Source organism: Streptomyces sp. UW30 (assembly GCF_008042075.1).
Classification (GTDB): Bacteria; Actinomycetota; Actinomycetes; order Streptomycetales; family Streptomycetaceae; genus Streptomyces.
Map to the genome: position 1 here is coordinate 1 of NZ_RDBN01000154.1, position 2,086 is coordinate 2,086.

Sequence of the window (2,086 nt, forward strand, 5' to 3'; positions counted from 1 at the left end):
GCCAGATCGCAGTGCTGGTGGGCGGATCCTCCACCGGCAAGACCCGTGCCTGCTGGGAAGCCCTGGACACCCCGGTGGACGCACGATCTGCCGTGCGGTGAACCCTAGCGCTCACCGGCCCGTTTAGAACCGAGGTGTCCAATCCGGCACCGAACTCCTGTGAGACGCCCCCCTGGACAGCCAGCTTCGGACTCATCCCGCACGGCCCGCCCGGGCCGTCACCACCACGGGGAGTTACCCGTCATGAGCCCGCTGCAAATCCTGTCGCTGCTGCTCGCCCTGTCCACCGCCCTGAACATCGCGATCACCGCAGGCCTGCTAGCGCACCGCTCCGGCGCTGGCGTCCCCCAGGCAATCTTGACCGGCGCGGGCGCGGCAGCCACCGGTCTGGGCATCTACTTCGCCGCCGTTGCCGCCTACAAATGACGGGGCCTGTACCGACGGTCCTTGTGCCGTGGCCGTCCTTCGGCCCCCAACGCCGTCATCACGAGGCTGTGCTGAACGAAACCGCTCTTGCGGCTCTGGCTGCGCAGCATCGCTCCGCTTCACTGGGCGCTCCACGCTTTACGCGTTGTAGACGACGCTACGGATGGCTGGTCAACTCCGCGGTCGTCCGCCAGTTCGTGAAGGTTGCGGGCGCCGTCCGCTTGGGCGCGCAGCGCGGAAGCAACGACGCTCTCGGCGTGCCCCGTGAGCTCGCGCATCCAGTCCTTGATGTCGTCTTGCGGCTTCCACTGGTCGAAGCGGCAGTCCCAGTCGCACATGCCCTGAACGGCTGTGTCGAGCAGAGCCCACTGCTTTTCGCACGCTGCGAGTCGGGCGACATCGAGCAGCCACCACGTGGCCCGGTCGGCCTCCTCCCAAGTGGGCCGGTCGGCGGCGGCGGCATGCTGAGTGAGGGCGTGTACCACGGCGGCCGTCTGAGCGGCGTTGTCGAGCAACGCTCTTCTCGCGGTGGCCACCTTCAACTTCGTGAGCACGTCCAGGTACAGCTCGTAGGAGCCGGGTTGGTTGGCGGCGAGGGTGAGCAGCTGGGCGGCCGCGGCGGTGTCGTTCCTCTGTCGGCGGCCTCCAGCAGGCGCTGGGCACGCACAATGGGCAGTTCGCTGCCAGCGTCCGTCCCGCGTTCGACGAGATCAAGGAAGGCCGCCATGTCCTGGGGCCGGCCGTCGGGATCCAGTTGGGTGGCTTGACGTACGACGCCGTACCACCCTCCCGGTTCGGGAAGCAGACGCCTGTTGGCCTGGGGCCAGGTCCCGGTGAGAATCCACGCCAGTCAACAACTCCCTGACCGATTCGGTGTTTGGGGACCGCTCCCACGCAGATGGGGCTACTCTCCGGGCCCGGAGCGTGATGTTCGGGTTCGAGGAGGTTGCTGTGCAGCGCCGTTCCAGCCGGAGGCCAGTGGGCCGTTATCCGAGCATCCGACTGAAGCATCAGTTCGACGTGACGAGATTTGGCGATGGTCTCATCGAGCAATATGAGCTGCACCCCCTCCGCGTCATGCGCCTGGACCGCGAAGCCTTCCACACCGACCTGACTTGCCCGACCTGCACACTGACCGTTCCAGGCACGATCCTCAGCATGGCTCAGACCCGGAAGCGCCGGCGGGTCTGGGGCACACTTGCGCTAACCGGCGCAATTTCAGTGATTTGCCTCGCATGGCTCGCCGTTCTCAATTTCGACCCCGACGGGAGCGTGGGAGCAATTTTCGCCTGGACGTGGGGGCCGCTAGGAGCGCTCATCGCCACTGCTGGACTGATCGACGTCTGGTGGCGAGAAGATGGTGTGTGGCTGCGTGACCACTCATCAGATGCACGGATTCCACGCCTGGGCCCCCGTGCACGCGCGGGCCTCCACCAGCTCGGCTACCGCTGAGGCTCGGCGTCACGTTCTCGGCATGTCGGTGGGTTCAGAGTCGTCGACTCTCAGCGTCTAACTACCGGATCATCCCCGGCCAACCCTCAGAACCGCCCCTCGGCAGCCACGAGCAACTCCTCATCGAGGACTTCGTGGAACCAACCTGCCGAGACATCACAACTAGAGCGTGTCTCTTTGACGCTTTGGTCAGTTGATCGGATATGCC

Annotated in this window: 3 protein-coding genes; 2 read left to right on the forward strand and 1 reads right to left on the reverse strand. The window is 65.9% G+C overall.

The window, feature by feature from the left end:
- Nucleotides 1–243 precede the first annotated feature (243 nt).
- A complete protein-coding gene (locus EAO75_RS45100; protein ID WP_148000916.1) occupies nt 244–426 on the forward strand; it encodes a hypothetical protein in 183 nt (60 codons plus the stop codon).
- Between the two features lie 119 nt (nt 427–545).
- Here EAO75_RS45100 and EAO75_RS45105 read toward each other — a convergent pair whose 3' ends face one another.
- Entirely contained in the window at nt 546–980 is a 435-nt protein-coding gene (locus EAO75_RS45105; RefSeq protein ID WP_148000917.1) for a hypothetical protein, read from the reverse strand.
- A 373-nt stretch (nt 981–1,353) separates the two neighbouring features.
- Here EAO75_RS45105 and EAO75_RS45110 point away from each other — a divergent pair, with 373 nt between their 5' ends.
- On the forward strand, nt 1,354–1,878 hold the full coding sequence (locus EAO75_RS45110) for a hypothetical protein (protein ID WP_148000918.1): 525 nt from the start codon (nt 1,354–1,356) through the stop codon (nt 1,876–1,878).
- Nucleotides 1,879–2,086 lie beyond the last annotated feature (208 nt).